Genomic DNA, 19,757 nt, shown 5'->3' with positions numbered 1-19,757 from the left:
AGAGCGAAACTTAGAAACTTAGATCAGCAGATCATACTAAAGTCTTGGTAGTTCTTTTCCGGTCCCAGAAAGAGGTAAGCCCAAAATGCCACAACTATTTGATGAGAAGGCCCGAGAATGCTCCCGATCTATCAATGACCCTCTGGCCATGAGGCTCCAGATACGAAAATCCAGGACAGTTGGCCTGGAGCAAGAGACGAAAGCACCTAGAGGGCGAAAATCCAGGACCTCGGGCCGGGAGCGGGAGGCAAAAGCACCTGGCTTGTGGGCGGACGTCTTTCTTGGAAGATCTTATGATACAGGACCGAATGGAAAGCAGATAGTATCTGTTATTATCCCTGCCCGCAATGAAGAGAAAACCGTAGCCCGGAATATTGCTATTGCCAGAAGCGCTTTCCAGGAAACTGAAGATGTAGAGGTGGAGGTCATCGTGACCGATGGCTGTTCCGAGGATTCTACCCGGGAGGAGATTCTTAAAGCTGGCCCGGATCACTTCCTGGAGGTGCCACCTGGGAAGGGAAACGCCATGCGGGAGGGCTTTCTCCACTCCCGGGGAGATGTCGTTCTCTTCAGTGATGCCGATCTATTAAATTTTGAAGCGAGATGGATCGAGATGGTAGCAGAGCCCATACTGCAGGGTAGGGCTGACGTGGTGTTAGGGGTGGGTATCTCTCCCTGGTTTCAGGGAGCTACCGAGACTATCTATCGCCCTCTCATCAAACTTCTTTTCCCGGAGGTAGAAGAGAGGATCTCTCGACAACCCCTTACCGGGCAGAGAGCTTTTCGGAGATGGGTTCTGGCCGGGCTGGATCTTCTTCCCGATTACGGGGTGGAGGCGGCTATGAACATTGACCTGGTGAACATGAAGCCGCCTCCCCGCATTCAAGAAGTCTTTTTGGGAGAAAAAAGGGACGTCTGGAAAGGCAATCTGGAGATGTATCGAGAAGTAGGGAGGGCTATTCTGCTTAAGGCCTGCCAATATGAGCGGTTGTCCAGACTGAGAGAGAGCAACTTTTCCCATCTGGTGGAGATTCTTAACCAACTTCTTAGTGAGATTGACTTGCAGGTCTAGAAGAAGATCTGAGATAGGAGGCCATAAAGCTGCTGCCATCGCCAGCCTGTTGAAGAAGGTAGACATATATTTGGTCTCATCTCTTTCCGCCAGTTTCGTAAACAGGATTGGGCTGAGACCGGCCCGATCAGTAGAAGAAGCCCTGGCCATGGCTTTCCAAAAGATTGGTTCTGAGGCTAAAGTTCTGGTCGCACCTCAGGGACGGGTGGTGCGATTGTTTGCCTGACGTGTGGTATTCTCCTATAGAGTCATCATAGAAATTCAGAGCAGATAGCTCATTGGGAAATAGTAGACTACAAAAAGGATGAATTTGGAGGAGGTGGAGTTAGTGGGTAAGGTCGAGGCGATAATAGATATACCTGAGGAACTGTACCTGTCTCTTTCTGCCCTTGGGTTAACTAAGGAGAAGATAGCCAGTGAATCACGCAAGCTGCTAGCCCTCAAGTGCTTCAAGGAGAAGATTCTTTCCCTGGGCAAAGCCGCCGAACTCTCAGGTCTATCCAAGTGGGATTTTATAGAATATCTCAGTGCAGGGGGGGTTTCGGTAGTAGACTACAATGAGGATGAAATTAAAAGAGAGCTGGAGAGTGTAGATAGAGTGGCAGAAAGGTTGAAGAAGTGATTGTGGTCAGTAACGCCACGGTTCTGATTGGGCTGGCCAAGATAGGCAAACTAGATTTACTGCCGGGAATTTTCTCTAAGGTATACATTCCAGAGGAAGTGTTTAAGGAGTTAGTCCCAGAGAGGAGCAAGAAACCTGGTTCTTGGGAAATAGAGAAAGCTGAGTGGATCGAGAGAAAGTCAGTGACAGGACAGACCGAAGTAAGATTGCTGATGGCGAGTCTCGATCAAGGAGAGGCTGAGGTACTGGTACTGGGCAAGGAGATGAAAGCAGATCTGATATTGCTGGATGAGGAAAAGGCCAGGAAGGCTGCCGCAATTGCAAGTTTTGAAGTGATGGGATTGGTGGGTTTATTGATTCTAGCCAAGAATCTGGGACTTATTGAGCAGGTGGGACCGTATATTGAAGAATTAAGGAGAAAGAACTTCAGGATAAGTGAAAAGATAGTCCTAGAAGGACTAAAAAAGGCAGGAGAGGTAGGCTAGCTCCTCTCCTCATCCGAGAGGTCCGACACCGGGATACCCAATTCGACAAGGATCTAATATCCTGTAGCAGCAAAAAGAAGGTCTCAATTTTAGAAGACAGTGCCCGGACAAACTCCGGGCACCTTAGTGTTTATGTTTAATTCTTGTTTCCTGATTCTACCCCTCTCCAGGAATTTTTAGATCTTCCCGGAATCGAGCTCTCTTATATGAATACCTCACTCCACCGGAATCTCCTGATACGCCATATTGATATCGATGCCCTGTCTCCTCCTGTATCTCTTGAATCCAAAGTAAAGGACTATAGCCAGAATATACAGAGAAAGCATGTATATGGCTGATAAAGGACTGTTCAGCCCGTAAACGGCATCTACGGACCACATATAGATGTTGTAGAGGAGGAACAGGAGAAAGATCACTCCACTTATGGTTATGGCGGGAATTCCTCCTATGGTGTAGCGAGATACTGGTGAGGCGTTAAACAACTCTCGCTTTCGATAGGGCAGCACTATGGCAGCTACGGTAGTTCCTACATAGGTGATGGCGATCACCGCTGCGGAGGCCAAGGTTAAGGTGATGAATCCAGGGTAGTAGGAATAGAGCAGGCTGACTATGATAGAGGGGATGGTCATTACGATCAGGGCACCGGTAGGAGTCCTGAAGCGGGCAGAGACGGTGGCCATCCACTCCGGCAGTACCCGGTCGAAGGCAGCCGCGAATATGACTCGGGAGGAGGAGAGAAAGACTGTCCCTGACCAGCCCCAGAACCAGAGGCTGAGGGAGAGTAAAATCCATAACTGCAGGACCGGATTTTGAGTTATGAAAGCTACCAGCAGCCCTGGATAAGGGAAGAGGGGCAGTGGCGAGGTCCCGGCCCAGAAGGTAAAGTTAGCTGCGTGGTAGAACTCCCACCCGATAGTCTTGGCAATGAGGGCCAGGAATATGATGGCCAGGATGGTGGTAACTAGCAGGGCTCCTCCCATACCCAAGACATTTCGCTTGTAGTCGCTGGCTCCGCGGACCTCACCATAAAGGGTAGTGCCCCAGTTAGGCCACAGATTAAAGAAAACCACCATAGGAATCAGGGCCAGACTGGCGGCGATAGGCATACTTCCCCAGGGAAGAGGGGTGTAGCCGTCTTTGGCCGCTGCGTCTATGATCTCCTGGTAGGCGTTGGTTGAAGTGGCACCTCTGGCCACCTCTTCCGGCAGGTCATACCATTGGATCTTCTCACCGATGGCAGCTCGGAGTTTCCATTTAACGGATTTGGGGGCTTGTTCAATAGCTCTCTGCAGCTCCTGAGCTCTTGACCGGATGATCTTCTTTTCTTCTCCCTTCATGTCTCGGGTGTCGACAAAATCAATGGTTTTCTGCAGGCTAAGGCATACCGTCTTGTAGAGGCCCCAAGCCTGGCTGGTAAGGTCAGTAATGACTTTCGAGTTGATAGTCTCTGCATCTCCTTCTCCCAGGGGATGATCCAGAAGAAGAGCCATGATATCCAAAAGATCTTTCTCGTTGAGCTGGACTATTTGAAGTTTGGTCAGAAGCAGTTCGGCCAGGGGACAGTGATTTCCCCGACTTTTAACCTTCTGCTAATGGGAATTGTATGGCACATATGGAAGTCTTGCATAAATATATCGATCTGTCTGTTGTTGGTTTGATCATAGAAGAGCATACGAAACTCCCCGTTGAGAATGTTGAATTTTTCATTGGGCTCATATCCTAAATAAGCCATCAGTTTGGGTATTTCCTTGGAGTAAACCCTGGTGATCATAAAATCAATGTCAGGGTAATGTCTTTCCAGAGCACGATGCTCAGCACTGGGGCAATGAAACTTAACCGCTAACCCTCCTAAGAGCCTGATGGTCATACCTCTCTGGGATGCCTGTTCTATGATTCTCTTGGTCTCTTCTACTACATCGGCATATGGATTCATTTCTTTTGACCCTTCCTCTTCCCTTTTGTTAGAGATATCCGTCCCATCCGATGTAGATGATCATAGCAAAGATTGCCGAGGAATTACAGAGTGGACAGGCTAGCAGACGGGAGTCTCCAGGTTTCTCTTGTCGAGTCTCCTTGCACCAAGACTTGTTTTTCGATTATAGTTTATTTTAGCAAAAGAGCGGTACTTGTGGGTTTCTCGGCCAGGACGAGCCTGGGCACTTTTACCACAGGCGCTTCTCATGAACAGCTGTTTAGAACATAAGATAGTTTTATCAGAGAGGTTGTAAGTTGTCTGTCACCGTGAGAGATGTTCTTTCTCTCGAGGTCATGAAACCAGCTAAACTTCTGGCAGGTAAGGATGGGCTGGACTGAAAAGTCCGCTGGGTCCATGTCAGTGACGTACCCGAACCCACCCGGTGGCTGGTGGGAGAGAAAGCCGGAAAGATTTCTGGATCATCCTACCATAAGAAAGGAGATCCTCCAGTTAACTTCCGACAAGAAACCCTCTCGCCTGGGTCCGGTGACAGAGTTGGAGACCATGTCCCGAGTGGTGGTGCCAGTCATGGCCGGGACAGAGCATCTTGGCTATGTTTTTGTGCTGGAGGTGGAACGGGAACTTCAGGAGCAGGATTTTGTGACTCTGGAGCAGGCGGCTACCATAATAGCTCTGGAAATGAGCAAGAATATAGCTATTTTGGAGGCCCGGCGGAGAGTAGAGGGCAATTTTCTAGACGATCTCTTTTTTGGACAGATCGAATCAGAGGATATGATCTCCCGTCGAGCGGCCTACCTCGGATTGGATCCAGATCTGTCCAGTATGGTAGCAGTGGTGGACATAGACCGGCTGGAAGAGTATATCCGCCATCAGAAGGCTAACGAAGGCTCCATTCAAAAGATCCGACGGGACATCAGAGACTTGATCGCTGCCGTAGTTGCTGATCGAGGAGTACGGGCTTTTATGACTGAAGCCGGCGATAGTCTCATAGTAGTTTTTCAGCCGGTGGACAGTAGTTTCCATGAGGAGATTCTGGAGGAGCTTCTGAACCGGGTGAGCAAGAAACACCAAGGTCTTAGTCTTTCCATCGGGGTAAGTCCTGTAACTAAGGGTTTCCGGAATTTGACTCTCAGTTTTACTAAGGCCAAGCAATCTCTCCTTTTAGGTAAGAAAATATTTCCCTAAAAGAAGATCCATCTCTATGAAAACCTTTCTTTTTACCAGCTCTTTCTCTCTCCGAAACCTGAGGATGAGGTGAAGGCTTATTACAGAGAGACAGTAGCCAAGCTGGTAGAGTACGACCTTCGCCACAGGACTTCTCTAGCCCACACTCTGGAAGTTTTCCTGGGGAGTTATGGGAACAAAAAGGAGGCAGCCGCGAAGCTGTTTGTGCATCGAAACACCCTTTCTCGCCAGATCAAGAAGATTGAGGAGCTGCTGGGGGTAGATCTGAATGATAAGAGGGTGTCCAAAAACTAAGGGCATTTTGCCCAAGGTGGGGAATTACTCCTACATGAGATCTGATTTTGAGGTCAATGTGGGAAGTTTTATGCGAAATTAGCTCCTTTTTAGGGGCGAAGTGGGAGATGAGTTTTTGAAATTGGAGTTTTTAGACAGCCTCATAAGGAAGTCAGGTTCAGGCTGCAATTGGGGCTGAAAGTCAGACATTTGGTGCTCTAGTATTTGTTGACTCTCCATGGATGATCTGGTGAGCCGCCAATAATTCGTTTCACCCTTGTCTCCGTTTTATCTCGGGGGACTACCAGGTCAAAGTTCACTGGGTAGGGACTTGTTCAACTTTCTCCTGTTCTAACCCTACCTGTCTCCGTAAACCTTGTCTATTTGATTAAATACAATCTACAACTGTGGAGCACCGCGGTAGCAAAGAGGCAAGCAGTGGGGAAGCTAACCCTCATCCAGAGGCTGGCTTTGGTGCATCATGCACTATAGATAGGGCCAAAATAGGTTAGTACTTGATCTTGACTGCTTAAGCAACAGGGGCTACCTTAACTTTAGGCTGAGGAGAAGCAGCTTTCTTTTTAAAACGCAACATATTGTAGAGGTATAATTCCCTGATGATAGGGGGAAAGGAGAGGGGTCTCTACTGTCTTAGACGAAGCGAGGGGTAGAAGATGAGAATAAACTATCAGGTTAACCAAACTGTTTTCTTTAAGGTTCTCTCTGAGGATCAGATCGAGGAAATCTATCTGGGGGCTTTAGAGGTTCTGGAAAGAACCGGGGTCAAGATCTACCAGGAGCGGGCGGTAAAGCTTCTTAAGGAGGCCGGATGTGATGTAACCGAAGGCAACCGGGTACGCATCCCCACCTCTCTGGTTCAGCAAGCTCTTGCCACTGCCCCTTCCCGCATTGGCATTGCCAACCGGAGGGGCGAGGGGGTGATGATGCTGGAAGACGGTAAAGTCTACTACGGTCCTGGCCCCACCTGTCCTAATATCCTGGATCCCTATACCAAAGAAAGACGTAAATTCCTTAAAAACGATGCCCGCAACACGGCCAGGCTTTGTGACGCTCTTCCCAACATAGACTTTGTTATGTCTTTAGGCTCCATCTCTGATGTCCCTCAGGCCCTGGCTGATCTCCATGAGTTTGAAGCCATGGTGACCAATAGCATCAAGCCCATTGTGGCCTGGGCCTTTTACGTGGAGAGCATGAAGGATATCTATGAGATGTGTGTGGCTATTGCTGGAAGTGAGGAAGAGTTCCTGAGGAATCCCTTCATGATCTTCTACGCCGAGCCCAATACTCCCCTCTGCCACGGCAAGGATGCAGTGGAGAAACTTCTCTTTGCGGCAGAGAAAAAAATACCCATCGTCTACACCCCCTGTCCCATAGCCGGCGGTACCGCTCCGGCCACCATGGCTGGAATGTTGGTAGATACCCTGGCCGAGTGTTTAAGTGGGGTGGTCATGAGCCAGGTGGTGCGCCCGGGGGCTCCTATCATCATGGGAGGGGTAGTCTCTATCATGGATATGGCCACTACTATTCTTTCCTACGGGGCCCCGGAGCTGGCTCTGGCCTCAGCCGCCCTGGCTGAGGTGGCTCGTTATCTGAAGCTGCCTATGTGGTCCACCGGAGGGTGTACGGACTCCAGGCTCTTAGATGAGCAGGCAGCCCTGGAAGCGGCCCTTAACCTGCTCCTGGCTGGCCTCTCGGGAGCCAACCTGATCCATGATGTGGGTTTCATGGAGAGCGCCATGACCGGAAGCCAGGAGCTTTTAGTCCTCTCCGATGAGATCATCGGGATGGTCAGAAGAATAGTACAAGGCATCCGGGTGGATGAGGAGACCCTGGCTCTGGATGTGATTAATAAGGTGGGCCCAGGGGGCAATTTCCTGGGCGAGGATCATACCCTGAGGCACTTCAGGAAGGAGGCCTGGTATCCTCGGCTCCTGGACCGCAGGATGTATCTCGACTGGGTGGCTGGCGGCTCTCTTACCCTGGCTCAGCGGGTCAACAAAAAAACCAGGGAGGTTCTGGAGAGCTACCAGCCCGTTCCTTTGCCTCAGGATGTGCTGGAGGGCATCGATGAGATTCTGAGGAGAGCGGATGAGCGGGCCGCAGAAATAGAGGCTCAGAAGGTCTAACGGAAGTTCGGGGTGGGATGAGCTTAAGCAACTGCCTTTAGATAAGGGTAGTATATGGCTATTGATAAAATTTATGAAGGTAGCCAGGCCCGATTAACTAAACGGGCTAAAATCCTCACTTTTTAGAAGGGGGAGGCCGATGGTAAAGTTGCAAGTGTTCGAAACTCCTACAGCTATAAAACATGCACCTGGCGCAGTGGAAAATCTGGCCGATGAAGCGCGTCGTTTGGAAGGCAGGAAGCCCCTCCTGGTTACGGACCAGGGGGTAGTCAAGGCCGGTTTGCTAGACAGGATAGTGGGTAGTCTGGAGAAAGAAAAGATCACATTCGGACTCTTCGATAGGGTGGTGGGCAATCCACCCGTAGAGCTAGTAGCAGAGGGCACCAAAATCTATCAGGATAATGAGTGCGACATGTTAATAGCTGTAGGTGGGGGAAGCTCCATGGACACGGCCAAGGCCATCGGGGTAGAAGTAGTTCACGATGGCTCCATCCTGGAGTATGAATACGGGAAGAAAGAGATTACCAAAAGAATTCCACCTCTGATTGCCATCCCCACCACCTCCGGAACTGGCAGCGAGGTTACCCTGTGGGCGGTCATAACCGACAAAAAAACAGCTATACTCAGGACTATCGGGACAATGGCACCCCTTCCTCTGTCCCCTTTGCCAATGAAGAGGGACTTCTTCCCGCCTTTAACTACCGGCAGGGCTCCTTTGAGAAGGCGGACAGGTTAGATGCTGATTCCCAGAGAAAACGCCTCTGGCTGCGGGACCTGGCCTGTGCTGGATGTCCTATCCGCTGCAGCAAAGTGGGAGTGATCAGAAAAACCAAATATGCTCATGTGACAACCGATATTGTGGAGTATGAGTCGGTGGCTCTTATGGGCTCCAACCTGGGTCTGGGAGATTTGGAAGGTGTGGCCTATGCGGTCCGGCTGTGCGATGAGTTAGGCATGGACAGCATGTCCACCGGGGGAGTCATCGGATTTGCCACGGAGGCTCTGGAGAAGGGAGCTATAACCACCTCGGATCTGGGAGGCCTGGATCTCAAGTTCGGGGACCGGAGTTCCGTAATAGAGCTGGTCAAGATGATCGCCAGCCGGGAGAATCCCCTGGCCAGACTGTTAGGAGAAGGGGTAAAAAGAGCTTCTGAGCAGATTCCTGGTACAGAGGAATATGCTGTCCATATCAAAGGTCTGGAGTCCCCGGCCTGGGGGCCGAGCGGTGCTCCGGGCATGGGTCTGGCTCTGATGACTGCCGATAGAGGGGGCTGCCATCAAAGGGCTTTTCCCATCCTCTACCAGGTAGGAGGAGAACTTTGGGAAGATCGGGAGATAAAGCGTCTGGAGACAAGGGGAAAAGCTGAGCTGGTGACCGACTTGCAAAACTACCTGGCTGCTCTGGACACCCTGGTCAAATGCGATTTCGCCCAGTACGACATCACCAAAAAGACTTATCTGGAGATGCTCTCCAGCGCCATTGGCCGGGAGTATTCCCTGGATGACCTCATGCGGCTGGGAGAGCGAGTCTGGAACATGGTCCGCCTTTTCAATGTGCGAGAGGGATTTAGCCGCAAGGATCACCATCTACCACCCCGTTTTGTAAAAGAGTCCCTTCCAGATGGTCCGGCCGCGGGCCACCGCATCACCGAAGAAGATATGGAAGTGATGTTAGACGAATACTATAAAGTGAGAGGATGGGATGGCCAAGGCAGGCCCAGCCAAAGGAAACTGGAGGAGTTAGGCCTGGAGAGGCTGCAGGTTCCCCTAAAGACCTAGAGGTTGTATTTTCCGCATCAAACTGAAATTTCATCTATGAAAAAGCTGTGCAAGTGTTTTTATGAGTAGCCCTCCCAGATTACCAAGATTATATGACCATTCATCTATCGGTGCCCTTTGCTGGTGGCACACGTTAACTGTTCGGTAGCGGTCCCCTAATCACCATAAGAGCCCCTTACTGGGCTAGAAACTTAAGAGGGCGACCGCTAAACTGTAATATAAAAAGCTTATAGTCAATGTCAGACATCCGACAACCAATTCCAAATCGGAAATGATTCCTGACTTAGAAAGGGACTATCGCCCTTTATACATCCGGGTTCAGGAGGCTCTGATTGAACTCCTGGACAACCAGGTCTATAAACCCGATGATCAACTTCCTTCCGAGCCGGAGTTAGCCCAGAAATTGGGTGTGTCTCGGGCTACTCTGCGAGAGGCTCTCCGAAGCCTGGAGGAGAGGGGAATTATCATCCGTAAGCACGGCATCGGCACCTTTGTCTCTTCTCCTGTGTCTCTGATAGAAAGTGGCCTGGAGTTGCTGGAGAATATTGATAGCCTGGCCAGGAAAAGGGGATTTGAATGTCTGACCCAAGATTTGGTGATCGAGCGAGAACATGCCAGTGCGGATATTGCTGCCAAGCTGGAGATTGATGAGGAAGACAGTGTTGTGGTGGTCAGGCGAACCAAGGTTGTTGATGGGGAGCCCATGGCCTACATGGATGAGGAGGTGCTGGGAGCTTGTCAAAAGAACGCCCAGAGCTACGGAGGATCTTTCCAGATTGTCAACGAGTTTGAGGAGGCTCTGAAGGGAGCTCAGGTAGTCTATCCCAAGTCCTGGACCGCGGTACCTTTGTTCAAACCGCCTGTAGGCCAGGACAACCCGGACAAGGCCAAAGAGATTTTTGAGGCTAACAAGGACTGGATCTGTGATAAGGAGCGATTGGCCCTGGCTGATGAGGGAGCCATTTACCTGCACTGTCTGCCGGCTGACCGTGGCTTTGAGGTGATCGATGGTCCGCAGTCAGTGGTTTTCGATGAGGCAGAGAACCGGCTGCACGTGCAAAAGGCGGTCATGGCTTTGACCATGAGGTAGCGGAGGGGGGTGAGAGACACCTCTCGCTCCCAAGGGCCTGAGCCCTGGAGGCGAGGTAGCCCTGGCTCTGGAAATAGGAGTCGGATCCCTGGGTGGGCGGGTTTTCCAATCGGATCTCAGTGCCTGGCTAAAGGAATGGGGTGAGAAACGGTGGCAATGATTATCAAGGGTGGGACCCTGGTTATGGAGCAAGGGCTCACGGAGGCAAGGGTATAAGTGATCGGCGTGCATCGCCGACTGCTGGAGGGTATTACCAGCGGTTACGGTTTCTCCGGCATCGTTGCGGCGCTGTTCGGCAAGCTGCACCCGTTGGGCGCCATCCTGGCCTCCTTCCTGTTCGGCAGCCTCCTGGTCGGCGCGGACAAGATGCAGCGCGCGGTGCAAGTGCCCTCGGGGCTGGTGGCCAGGGCCAAGTAGATTCTTCTGTGATTCAGACAGTGGCTAGCTCTCAAATAGCAGGAGGCAAAATGGTTCCAAAACTGGAAATTTTTGGAGAAAGAATTAACAGTACCCGGCCTTCGGTGGCCGAAGCTCTGGAGGAAAGAGACAGAGTCTTCCTGCAAAAGGAAGCTCTTGACCAGGTAAGCGCCGGAGCTAATGTGATTGACGTGCATACGGGCACTTTCTGGCATAAGGAACCTGAGTACGTGGTTTGGGCTATTGAGGCAATCCAGGAGGTAGTGGATGTGCCCATAGCTGTGGACAGTCTCAACCCCGGGGTCCTGGCTACCGGCCTGCAGGCTTGCCGAAAGAAAGAAGAGGCTATTGCCAATTCAATTACTCTGGACAAAGAAAGAGTAGAGGAAGTGCTACCTCTGGTAAGAGAATACAGTTGCAAAGTGGTAGCTTTGACCATCGACCAAGAGGGCCGCATACCTGAGACAGCTAAAGGAAGACTTGAGATAGCCCAAAAACTGGTGGCCGAAGTGGACAGATATGGAATTCCTAGACATAGACTTTATCTTGATGCCCTGGGCATGCCCATAGGTGTCGATACCGGCCAGGGTCTGGTGGTCCTGGAAAGCCTGAAATTGATGAAGGCAGCTTTTCCTGACGTCAAGACCATCATCTCCACCACAGCCGTTAGCTACGGGCTTCCTAATCGCAGACTTATTCATCGCTCCTTTCTGCCCATGCTTCTGGCCTTCGGCCTGGATGCTGTGGTTCTTGATCCCCTGGACAAGGAGCTCATGGCTACAGTAATCGCCTGCGAAGCTCTTCTGGACCGGGATGAGTTCTGCCAGAAATATGTGCGAGCTCACCGGGAGGGTAAGTTAGCTTAGGGTGGGGTGCCCAAAGGGATAGCCATCATGGTGACCTTTTTATATCAACTCATGGTCTACTGGATAAACGGTCTGTCCGGAGGGACACTTCTAGCTCTGAGTTCGGGGGATACGAACAAGGAGGGATACTGCATCTTCCACCAGTAAGCCCAGCCAATAGCTCAGACACGTGTAGATAAAAGGTAGCGGAGTATTCGGATATCAACCAACAGCCTAGAGAGGGAAAAAGAGGTTATGGAAAACATATCGGTTCGACTAGTGGTGAATGGTAAAGAAGTGATAGCACAAGTTCCTCCCCAGATGCTGCTTCTCACTTTCCTAAGGGAACGCCTGAGGTTGACCGGGACCAAGAATGGATGCGCTCAAGGCCACTGTGGAGCCTGCATGGTCATATTTGATGGAGAGGCTAAACGCTCCTGTCTTATCAAGATGTCTCAGGCAGATGGTAAGAGAGTAGAGACCATCGAGGGACTGGCGCCCCCGGGAGAACTTCATCCTCTTCAGGCAGCTTTCATCCGTCAGGGAGCCATCCAGTGTGGATTCTGTACTCCTGGCATGATCATGTCCGCCAAGGCTCTTTTAGACGAAAACCCCTCCCCTTCGGTGGAGGAAATTAAGTCTGCTCTGGCTCGTAACTTATGTCGCTGCACCGGCTATGTAAGCATCATTAGGGCTGTACAGGAGGCATCCGAGATGATGAGGCAGGGAATAAAAAGCGTATCCCCTCCTTCTCTCCTGGAGCGTTCTTACCAGGTGGTGGGGCAAGCAGTGGCCCGAAAGGATGCCGTCCTTAAGGCCAAAGGAGATACAAAGTACGCGGATGATCTTTTCGTGGAGGGGACGGTCTACGCTAAAGCCCTGCGTAGCGAGTACCCTCATGCTGAGATTCTGGGCATTGATACCAGGGAGGCAGAAGCCACACCTGGGGTGATTGCTGTTCTCACAGCCAAGGACGTCCCCGGCCATAACGGGTTTGGTCTCATCTTTCCCCACCAACCAGTACTGGCCAGAGATAAAGTAAGATATGTAGGAGATGCCGTGGCTCTGGTAGTGGCCGAGACTCAGGATATAGCCGAAGAAGCTCTTAGAAAGATCAGGGTGGACTACCGGGAGCTGAGGGGAGTATTCACCCCCCAGGAAGCTCTTTTGCCCGACGCACCTAAAATTCATGAGGAAGGCAATATTTTGAAGCATCATAAAATCAGGAGGGGCGATATTGATAAAGGTTTCGCTGAGGCAGATGTGATTATAGAAGGCCGTTATTACACACCCTTCATCGAACACGCCTATCTGGAGCCAGAAGCCAGCCTGGCTGTACCGGAGAAAGACGGATGTCTCACTGTGTATTCGGCCAGCCAGGGCGTCTTTACCGACCGCGATCAGATCTCAGCCATCCTCAACCTTCCCAAAGAAAAAGTACGGGCGATCCATCTTCCTACGGGAGGAGCTTTTGGAGGCAAGGAAGAACCTGTGGTTCAAGTCCTCTCGGCTCTGGCTGCTTACCACACCAAAAGGCCAGTCAAGGTAGTCTTCAGTCGCAAGGAGTCCATCAGAGTCCATCCCAAAAGACATGCCCAATATCTGCACTACCGCACCGGGGCTGCCAGAGAGGGGAGAATTGTGGCCGTGGAGGTGGAGATTCTGGGAGATACCGGAGCTTATGCTTCTCTGGGAGCTGAGGTTCTGTTTCGCTCCGCCTGTTTTTCCTGCGGACCCTACCGGATTCCTAACGTTAAAGTAGATGCCTATGCTGTATACACCAACAACGTCCCCTGCGGAGCCATGCGCGGTTTTGGCACTCCCCAACCAGCCTTCGCCGCTGAATCCCAAATGGACCGGGTAGCGGAGCAATTGGGTCTTGATCCCCTTGAGATCCGAGAAATCAATGCCCTGGAGGAAGGAGATACCACTATCACTGGTCACATCCTGGAATCCAGCGTGGGCATTAAGGAGAGCCTGGCTGCGGTCAAGAAAGCTGTGGCCAGGACGGAGCAGGAGATGCAGGAACGTCGAAAAAGGGGATCTAAAATAGGTGTGGGGGTGGCCTGCGCCTACAAGAATGTAGGTCTGGGAGGCGTCATTAAGGATGCTGCTGGAGCCATAGTAGAGCTAAAAGAGGACGGCACGATCAAGCTCTCTGTGGGCACGGCAGAGATGGGACAGGGTACCTATTCAGCCATGGCCCAGATAGCAGCTCAGACTCTGGGGATCAACTACAATAAGATTGAAGTTTTTGGTGGCGATACCTCTTCCGAGATTCTGGACTCAGGAGTTACTACCGCTTCTCGTCAGACCTTTGTCTCTGGAAACGCCGTTCTGGCGGCCAGCCAGAAACTCAAGGAGACTATCCTCTCCTTTGCTTCCCAGGAGTTCAATATCGATCCCCAGAGAATTAGTATTAGAGGGGACAGAATTGTGGATAAAGGGGACGGCAGAAATCTCATAGGTCTGGCGGAGTTGGCTGCTCTGGCCAGAAAGAAAGGTCAGATCCTCAGGGCTGACCATTACTATCTTGCCCCCAGGACCTATCCCTTGCCGGAAAGGGCAGACTGGGATCCCAGTGTAAGCCCCGAGACTTATCGCATCCACTTCTCCTACTGCTTTGGGACCCAGGCTGCTATTGTGGAAGTAGATGAGGAGACCGGAGAAGTTAAAATCCTCAAAGTAATTGCTGCTCACGATGTCGGAAAGGCTATCCATCCCCGGAACGTAAAAGGGCAAATGGAAGGAGGGGTGGTGATGGGCCTGGGCTATGCTCTCAGAGAGGAATTCAGACTGGAGGAGGGCAGGATCATCACCGATACCCTTTCCAAGTGCCATATCCCCACCATTCGGGAGACTCCGGAGATTGAGGCCATCATTGTAGAGGACAGCCATCCCCAGGGACCTTACGGCGCCAAAGGGATGGGAGAAGTATCCATGTCCCCCACAGCTCCGGCCATAATAAATGCCATCCACGATGCCCTGGGAATCAGGATCACAGAACTTCCCGCTACCAGGGAAAAAATCTTGCAGGCTTTGGAAGAGAAGGGTAGATTCAAGAAACCATCTTCCTCTTAAACCGTTGTGAGCCAGGAAGGGAGACCTAGCAGGTCAGATGAAGGGCAGCTACGGCCCTCCTGGTAGCCGAAATCTGGTTAAAGATCTGACAGGCCCGAGGGGTGGGCTCGGCGATTAGTTCAATTTCCTGGGACTTGAGGAGTTCCTCCGTTTCCGGGGAGATCTTCATGCAGCCCATGCTTCCCGTTCCCACTATCAATACTTCTGGCCTCCAGCTTACCAGTTCGCGGATGTCCTCCGGGTCAAGCCTGTGCCCTTCCCGCCTCCACCAGTTAGAACGCACCTGATCCGGATAGACAATGACGTCCGAAGTATACTTTTGGCCGTTGATGACGATGTTTCCAAAATCGTAGGTATCGATCATGGCTACCTCCTCTACCTTGTTTTTACCACTGTCTCTTGTATAATATTTTATAATAAACATTTTATGATACACAGAAACTATTTGCGACTCGCTAATTCTTTCTACTCCGTTAGCGCTCAGGATGTGCTTTCACTGAATGCTTCTGGCAGTTTCTGATCTGGACAACTCCCGTTATCTGAAAGCATACTTTCTGAAAAAAAGCCTTTTGGCTCAGGTTCTTCGTTGGCTTACAATTCGCTTCCATTGCCCGCCTGGCGGGGATAGTTATCATCTCTTATTCAATTTAAGAAGAACTTCATTGGCCTGGTCATTTCAAGAGAGTGCATGACTAAGATTTACCTGTAGCATAGGGAGACATAGGTGACCCCCAGGCTTGCAGATGGTGAGTTAGAGGAGATAAGGGAGAGAAACGACCTGGTGGCTCTGGTATCAGAATACACCAGGTTGAAGAAGACCGGCAAGAACTATAGCGGTCTCTGTCCCTTTCATAAAGAAAAAACTCCCTCCTTTGTAGTGGATTCTGGTAAGCAGCTCTATCATTGTTTCGGGTGTGGGGAGGGAGGTGACGTCTTCAGCTTTGTTATGAAGATAGAAAGTCTGGAATTTCCCGAGGCTATCCAGCGCCTGGCCGATCGGGTGGGTTATAAACCTAAATACCAGCAGGTGAGAGCAGGAGAAGGAAGAGGAGCAGCAAACAAAGAGAAAATTTATCGGATTAATCAGTTAGCTAAAGATTTTTACAGAAAGAGTCTCAAGGAAACGGCCTTTGGGCAAGAATGTCTGCAGTACTTATTGAAAAGAGGTTATACAGAGGAGACCATTGACTTTTTTGAGATAGGAAGCTGCACGGAAAAGTGGGCCGGGTTTGCTGAATATGCCCTGGACAAAGGGATTAGCCTTTCTGATCTCCTTGCCTCCGGGCTGGCCATCCGTAGCGAAAAAAGCTCGCGGGGATTCTATGATCAATTTCGGCACCGGATTATCTTTCCCATCACCGATGTCATGGACAGGGTGGTGGCCTTCGGAGGAAGGGTGATCGATGACTCCCTGCCTAAATATGTGAACTCACCGGAGACGCCTGTCTATCAAAAGGGAAAGGTGGTCTACGGACTGTCCAAGGCCAAGGGAGATATGGTAAAGCAGGATCAGGCCCTGATTGTGGAAGGCTATACCGATGTCATGGCTTTTCACCAGTGTGGTATTTACCACGTAGTAGCCAGCCTGGGTACAGCTCTGACCATAGATCAAATCCGGCTGATAGCTCGCTTCACCAATAACATAGTTTTAGTCTTTGACTCAGATACAGCCGGGGAGAAAGCCACGGAGAGGGGAATTGATTTGCTTAAAGAATACAACGGAAACATTGCTCTCTTTAACCAGCATAATATTAATCTATCAGCCGTAGTATTGCCTTCCGGTATGGATCCGGCTGACTATATGTTAAGCCATGGGAAGGAAGAGTTTTCTAAACTCCTGGAACAGGCCAGGCCCTTGATAGACTTCACCATTGATTCTATAATATCACGATTCGATCTAACCTCGGCCCAGGGGAAGCTGGCAGCCATAGACAGAATCCTGGAATTTCTCTCCACCCTTTCCTCAAGAATAGTCCAGGAGGAGTATATCAAGGTGGTGGCGGAAAAGCTATCTGTGGAAGAAGAGAGGTTAATGAGAGAGCTCATCGAAAGAAACAGAAGAGCCAGAGGCCGGATTAGCCAGGGGAGGGTGGAGCAGAAAAAACAGTTTTCCCCCTATGATCGGCTGGAAAGGGAAGCTCTCCGGTTGATAATTCACGATGTGGGGGAGGCAAGGAAGATCCTCCTGAACCTGGAGGAAGATGTTTTTCAGAGTGGGCCCAATAAAGATATCTTCAGACTCTTGAAAGATGGTCTTAAAGGGTCGAAGGAAGCAGATGTCTCTCAGCTTCTGAGTGCCATCGAAAGGGAAGAGCTCAGAAGGCTATTCAGCAGCCTCCTTTTCGAAGAGAGGGAGTATGAAAACGAAAAAACTTGTCAAGAAGTTTTCTATATGCTCAAGGAATTAGACCTTAAACGTCAAATAAGTATATTACCTCGAAAAATGGAAAAATTAAGCCAGCAAGGAGATCAGGAAGAGGCTGATAGGCTTTTTGAGGAAATATTGAGACTGGAAGGGCAGAGAAGAGCCCTACAGGAAGAACGTATAAACCAGGATCATTTGATGGAGGGACAGTAAGTGTCAGATAATTTCTCGGTAGCTTCCATAAAAGAGGTCCGAGACCTCATAAATAAGGGAAAAGAACATGGAGTTCTGACCACGGAAGAGATAATGGATAGTCTTCAAGAGGTCGAGCTAACTCCTGAAGAAATAGAGAGCATATATACTCTTCTGGCCAGCCGGAACATCGAGGTCATTGACGGGGAAATTGAGGAGGCTACTCCCGAGTTTGATGAGAAATTAGAAAAGAAGATACCAAAGAAAAGGCTGGAAGTTGCCTCCAAAGCTTCTACCAACGATCCGGTCAGGATGTACCTGAAGGAGATCGGTAAGGTTCCTTTGCTCACCGCAGCGGAGGAAGTTGATCTGGCCAAGAGGATCGAGCAAGGCCAGGAGGAGGCCAAGAAGCGCCTTATTGAGTCCAACCTGCGTCTGGTAGTCAGTATCGCCAAAAAATACATCGGCAGGGGGATGCTTTTTCTAGATCTCATCCAGGAAGGAAATCTAGGGCTGATCCGGGCCGTGGAGAAATTTGACTATCGAAAAGGCTATAAATTCAGCACCTATGCCACCTGGTGGATCCGACAGGCCATCACCAGAGCCATTGCCGACCAGGCCAGAACTATCAGGATACCGGTGCACATGGTGGAAACCATTAACAAGCTGATCCGCATCCAGAGACAACTTCTTCAGGATCTGGGCCGGGAACCTACCCCTGAAGAAATAGCCGATGAGATGGGCTTCACCGCGGATAAGGTGCGGGAAATTATGAAAATATCCCAGGAACCGGTCTCCCTGGAGACGCCCATTGGAGAGGAAGAAGACAGCCATCTGGGTGATTTCATCGAGGATGAGGAAGCTGTGGTGCCCGTAGATGCTGCTTCCTTCACTCTTCTCCAGGAGCAGTTGCAGAGTGTTCTGGATACTCTGAACACGCGAGAAAGGAAAGTAATACAACTGCGTTTTGGACTTCTGAACGGCCATCCTCGGACTCTGGAAGAAGTAGGCCGGAAGTTTGGAGTAACCCGAGAGAGAATTCGCCAGATCGAGTCCAAGACCTTAAGCAAGCTGCGTCACCCCTCCCGGAGCCAGAGGCTGAAGGATTTTTTGGAGTAGGGGGGTTAGGAATTAATCTCCTAAAGGGTCCCCAAGTAACCAAAGGTGGATCTTAAACCTTCTCTCTATGTGGCAAGCAATTCCGTAATTTGGGGGCATTTTGCGGGGCTGGAACTTGTAGTATAATCTGAGAGTCAATAAACACTCCCCGGTAGCTCAATCGGTAGAGCACTCGGCTGTGAAAGGAGGTGTGAACTAAACGGTTGAAATTGTCACCGGGAAGTTCACACCAAATCGCAGCGTCCTGATGAAAATCAGGATGGAAAATCGGGTGAATTCAGGGAAGCCTAAAACCCTAAGCGAAGTTGAAGGGCATGGTAACCCTGAGCGAAGCCTGCTGAAAGGGGTAATAAGTAGGCAGGAACGTGCAGAGACTAAGGGCTGAGGATCCCCCTGCCAATAAAGCCCTGTGAGCGCCCGACATCCCATAGCGGATGATGAGATAGTCCAGTCCCAAAAGAAATTTTGGGGGCTACTGTAACCGAGGTGTTGCAGGTTCGAGTCCTGCCCGGGGAGCCAAGACCAACACTCATCCAAACTGAATGTTGATTAGAAAATCTGGTTCTTCCGGTTTTAGCATGGGTATATATCTAAGCCACCACAGTGGAAAAGGATGGCTGTTTTGAAATGTTCAGGGTTACGGAATCCATAGGCCATCTTTTTGATTGTTTGGATTTTACTGTTCAAACCTTCACTGACAGCGTTGGTAATTGGGTGGGTAAAATAGGTCAAGACATTATGAAGATGTCGTTTAATCAGGTAAGCAACCTTTTTCACGGGCTCCAGACGACTGTGAGTAGCCCACCAAAACCATCTTCTCCAATATTGGGTAGCCTGCTCTCGACTCGGGCACTCCCAAAGACGCCTAAGGCTCTCCTTGATGGCCCAGGCCCGTCCTACCTGGAGATCCAGGCTCTTGAGACGCTCAAATTCTTCCTTACGCCTCAGGGGGATATTTTCTTGCCCATAATTTTTCATTATGGTCTCATCACCCATGAACCATGAAAATATCAAGTATTTTCTAAGTAAAGCCAAAGATACTTGGTTCCCTTGAGGGTCTCATCCCCTTTTCTCTTCAAGAGTTGGTGCTCTTCCTTACGAACTGTATCTACCGCTTCGGCCATGTGGCTCAGGATATGAAATCGGTCG

General features: G+C 50.4%; 19 protein-coding genes and 1 pseudogene. 15 read left to right on the top strand and 5 right to left on the bottom strand.

All coding sequences use genetic code 11. The annotated features are described in order from the left end of the window. Positions 1 to 85 precede the first annotated feature (85 nt). The 4 genes from HW443_RS00855 (at position 86) to HW443_RS00840 (ending at position 2,179) form a co-directional block, all read left to right on the top strand. Entirely contained in the window at positions 86 to 1,072 is a 987-nt protein-coding gene (locus HW443_RS00855) for a glycosyltransferase (protein ID WP_176231010.1), read from the top strand. Next, a complete protein-coding gene (locus HW443_RS00850; RefSeq protein ID WP_176231011.1) occupies positions 1,056 to 1,298 on the top strand; it encodes a hypothetical protein in 243 nt (80 codons plus the stop codon). The genes HW443_RS00855 and HW443_RS00850 overlap by 17 nt, the downstream gene beginning before the upstream one ends. Before the next feature lie 102 nt (positions 1,299 to 1,400). Beyond that, positions 1,401 to 1,694, top strand: coding sequence for a UPF0175 family protein (locus HW443_RS00845; protein WP_176236106.1), 294 nt, complete (start codon positions 1,401 to 1,403; stop codon positions 1,692 to 1,694). 2 nt (positions 1,695 to 1,696) lie between these two features. Then, positions 1,697 to 2,179, top strand: coding sequence for a DUF3368 domain-containing protein (locus HW443_RS00840; RefSeq protein ID WP_176237827.1), 483 nt, complete (start codon positions 1,697 to 1,699; stop codon positions 2,177 to 2,179). Between the two features lie 215 nt (positions 2,180 to 2,394). Here HW443_RS00840 and HW443_RS00835 read toward each other — a convergent pair whose 3' ends face one another. Both HW443_RS00835 and HW443_RS00830 read right to left on the bottom strand, forming a co-directional pair. Then, positions 2,395 to 3,669, bottom strand: a complete 1,275-nt coding sequence (locus tag HW443_RS00835) for an amino acid permease (protein WP_246273188.1) — start codon at positions 3,667 to 3,669, stop codon at positions 2,395 to 2,397. Between the two features lie 47 nt (positions 3,670 to 3,716). Then, positions 3,717 to 4,112, bottom strand: a complete 396-nt coding sequence (locus tag HW443_RS00830) for a nucleotidyltransferase family protein (protein WP_176231015.1) — start codon at positions 4,110 to 4,112, stop codon at positions 3,717 to 3,719. 366 nt (positions 4,113 to 4,478) lie between these two features. Here HW443_RS00830 and HW443_RS00825 point away from each other — a divergent pair, with 366 nt between their 5' ends. The 9 genes and pseudogenes from HW443_RS00825 to HW443_RS00790 all read left to right on the top strand — a co-directional run bounded on the left by HW443_RS00825 (position 4,479) and on the right by HW443_RS00790 (position 14,932). Next, complete coding sequence (locus tag HW443_RS00825) at positions 4,479 to 5,300, top strand: hypothetical protein (RefSeq protein ID WP_176237826.1); 822 nt, start codon at positions 4,479 to 4,481, stop codon at positions 5,298 to 5,300. Between the two features lie 69 nt (positions 5,301 to 5,369). After that, on the top strand, positions 5,370 to 5,594 hold the full coding sequence (locus tag HW443_RS00820) for a helix-turn-helix domain-containing protein (RefSeq protein WP_176231017.1): 225 nt from the start codon (positions 5,370 to 5,372) through the stop codon (positions 5,592 to 5,594). A 653-nt stretch (positions 5,595 to 6,247) separates the two neighbouring features. Continuing rightward, entirely contained in the window at positions 6,248 to 7,720 is a 1,473-nt protein-coding gene (locus HW443_RS00815) for a trimethylamine methyltransferase family protein (RefSeq protein WP_176231018.1), read from the top strand. Between the two features lie 139 nt (positions 7,721 to 7,859). Then, positions 7,860 to 8,285 (top strand): annotated as a pseudogene (locus HW443_RS13210) (iron-containing alcohol dehydrogenase); the annotation flags it as partial. Positions 8,286 to 8,308: 23 nt separating this feature from the next. After that, a complete protein-coding gene (locus HW443_RS00810; RefSeq protein WP_176231019.1) occupies positions 8,309 to 9,499 on the top strand; it encodes an aldehyde ferredoxin oxidoreductase C-terminal domain-containing protein in 1,191 nt (396 codons plus the stop codon). Between the two features lie 271 nt (positions 9,500 to 9,770). Next, on the top strand, positions 9,771 to 10,589 hold the full coding sequence (locus HW443_RS00805; RefSeq protein WP_176231020.1) for a GntR family transcriptional regulator: 819 nt from the start codon (positions 9,771 to 9,773) through the stop codon (positions 10,587 to 10,589). 216 nt (positions 10,590 to 10,805) lie between these two features. Next, a complete protein-coding gene (locus HW443_RS00800; protein WP_176237448.1) occupies positions 10,806 to 11,006 on the top strand; it encodes a hypothetical protein in 201 nt (66 codons plus the stop codon). Between the two features lie 50 nt (positions 11,007 to 11,056). Further along, positions 11,057 to 11,872 (top strand): dihydropteroate synthase, encoded by an 816-nt coding sequence (locus tag HW443_RS00795; RefSeq protein ID WP_176231021.1) that lies wholly within the window; start codon positions 11,057 to 11,059, stop codon positions 11,870 to 11,872. Positions 11,873 to 12,106: 234 nt separating this feature from the next. Then, a complete protein-coding gene (locus HW443_RS00790; protein ID WP_176231022.1) occupies positions 12,107 to 14,932 on the top strand; it encodes a molybdopterin-dependent oxidoreductase in 2,826 nt (941 codons plus the stop codon). A 25-nt stretch (positions 14,933 to 14,957) separates the two neighbouring features. Here HW443_RS00790 and HW443_RS00785 read toward each other — a convergent pair whose 3' ends face one another. Continuing rightward, complete coding sequence (locus HW443_RS00785) at positions 14,958 to 15,296, bottom strand: Mth938-like domain-containing protein (protein WP_176229226.1); 339 nt, start codon at positions 15,294 to 15,296, stop codon at positions 14,958 to 14,960. 360 nt (positions 15,297 to 15,656) lie between these two features. Here HW443_RS00785 and dnaG point away from each other — a divergent pair, with 360 nt between their 5' ends. Both dnaG and rpoD read left to right on the top strand, forming a co-directional pair. Further along, a complete protein-coding gene (gene dnaG, locus HW443_RS00780; RefSeq protein ID WP_176237825.1) occupies positions 15,657 to 17,510 on the top strand; it encodes a DNA primase in 1,854 nt (617 codons plus the stop codon). Further along, positions 17,511 to 18,608 (top strand): RNA polymerase sigma factor RpoD, encoded by a 1,098-nt coding sequence (gene rpoD / locus HW443_RS00775; protein ID WP_258190436.1) that lies wholly within the window; start codon positions 17,511 to 17,513, stop codon positions 18,606 to 18,608. Positions 18,609 to 19,181: 573 nt separating this feature from the next. Here the strand turns inward: rpoD and HW443_RS00770 are convergent. Further along, positions 19,182 to 19,586 carry a transposase gene (locus HW443_RS00770; protein ID WP_176237824.1) on the bottom strand — a complete coding sequence of 135 codons (405 nt, stop codon included), beginning with the start codon at positions 19,584 to 19,586 and terminating at the stop codon, positions 19,182 to 19,184. Between the two features lie 32 nt (positions 19,587 to 19,618). Further along, complete coding sequence (locus HW443_RS13740; protein WP_407079817.1) at positions 19,619 to 19,744, bottom strand: hypothetical protein; 126 nt, start codon at positions 19,742 to 19,744, stop codon at positions 19,619 to 19,621. Positions 19,745 to 19,757 lie beyond the last annotated feature (13 nt).

The organism is Candidatus Hakubella thermalkaliphila, from assembly GCF_013281975.1.
In the GTDB taxonomy this organism is placed as follows: Bacteria; Actinomycetota; Humimicrobiia; order Hakubellales; family Hakubellaceae; genus Hakubella; species Hakubella thermalkaliphila.
The sequence above is the reverse complement of the archived record's forward strand: the minus strand, read 5'-3'. Positions and strand labels throughout refer to the sequence as shown.

Coding starts and splice junctions, on each gene's coding strand:
- HW443_RS00785 (WP_176229226.1), bottom strand. CDS start 15,296: ATGATCGATACCTACGATTTTGGAAACATCGTCATCAACGGCCAAAAG.
- HW443_RS00795 (WP_176231021.1), top strand. CDS start 11,057: ATGGTTCCAAAACTGGAAATTTTTGGAGAAAGAATTAACAGTACCCGG.
- HW443_RS00805 (WP_176231020.1), top strand. CDS start 9,771: ATGATTCCTGACTTAGAAAGGGACTATCGCCCTTTATACATCCGGGTT.
- HW443_RS00790 (WP_176231022.1), top strand. CDS start 12,107: ATGGAAAACATATCGGTTCGACTAGTGGTGAATGGTAAAGAAGTGATA.
- HW443_RS00835 (WP_246273188.1), bottom strand. CDS start 3,669: ATGGCTCTTCTTCTGGATCATCCCCTGGGAGAAGGAGATGCAGAGACT.
- HW443_RS00825 (WP_176237826.1), top strand. CDS start 4,479: ATGGGCTGGACTGAAAAGTCCGCTGGGTCCATGTCAGTGACGTACCCG.
- HW443_RS00815 (WP_176231018.1), top strand. CDS start 6,248: ATGAGAATAAACTATCAGGTTAACCAAACTGTTTTCTTTAAGGTTCTC.
- HW443_RS00855 (WP_176231010.1), top strand. CDS start 86: ATGCCACAACTATTTGATGAGAAGGCCCGAGAATGCTCCCGATCTATC.
- HW443_RS00830 (WP_176231015.1), bottom strand. CDS start 4,112: ATGAATCCATATGCCGATGTAGTAGAAGAGACCAAGAGAATCATAGAA.
- HW443_RS00770 (WP_176237824.1), bottom strand. CDS start 19,586: ATGAAAAATTATGGGCAAGAAAATATCCCCCTGAGGCGTAAGGAAGAA.